Below are 414 nucleotides of genomic sequence, written 5' to 3'. Positions count from 1 at the left end.
GAGTACTTCCACAACTGGACCGGCAACCGCGTGACCTGCCGCGACTGGTTCCAACTGTCGCTCAAGGAAGGCCTCACCGTCTTCCGCGACCAGGAATTCAGCCAGGACCTCTCGGGCAGCCCGTCGGCCCGCGCCGTGAAGCGCATCGAGGACGTGCGCGTGCTGCGCACCGTGCAGTTCCCCGAGGATGCCGGCCCGATGGCGCACCCGGTGCGCCCGGACAGCTACGTCGAGATCAACAACTTCTACACCGTCACCATCTACGAGAAGGGTGCCGAGGTCGTGCGCATGATGCACACGCTCGTCGGCTGCGACGGTTTCGCCGCGGGCATGAAGCTCTACTTCGAGCGCCACGACGGCCAGGCCGTGACCTGCGACGATTTCGCGCAGGCGATCGCCGACGCCAACCCGGAC

The 414-nt window shown here is 66.4% G+C and carries 1 protein-coding gene; it reads left to right on the top strand.

Annotation, left to right across the window (positions count from 1 at the left end):
- A partial coding sequence (locus FJV41_RS56185; RefSeq protein WP_281291689.1) for a M1 family aminopeptidase occupies positions 1-414 on the top strand: 414 nt, incomplete at both ends.

The organism is Myxococcus llanfairpwllgwyngyllgogerychwyrndrobwllllantysiliogogogochensis (assembly GCF_006636215.1).
Taxonomy (GTDB): Bacteria; Myxococcota; Myxococcia; order Myxococcales; family Myxococcaceae; genus Myxococcus; species Myxococcus llanfairpwllgwyngyllgogerychwyrndrobwllllantysiliogogogochensis.
The sequence above is the reverse complement of the archived record's forward strand: the minus strand, read 5'-3'. Positions and strand labels throughout refer to the sequence as shown.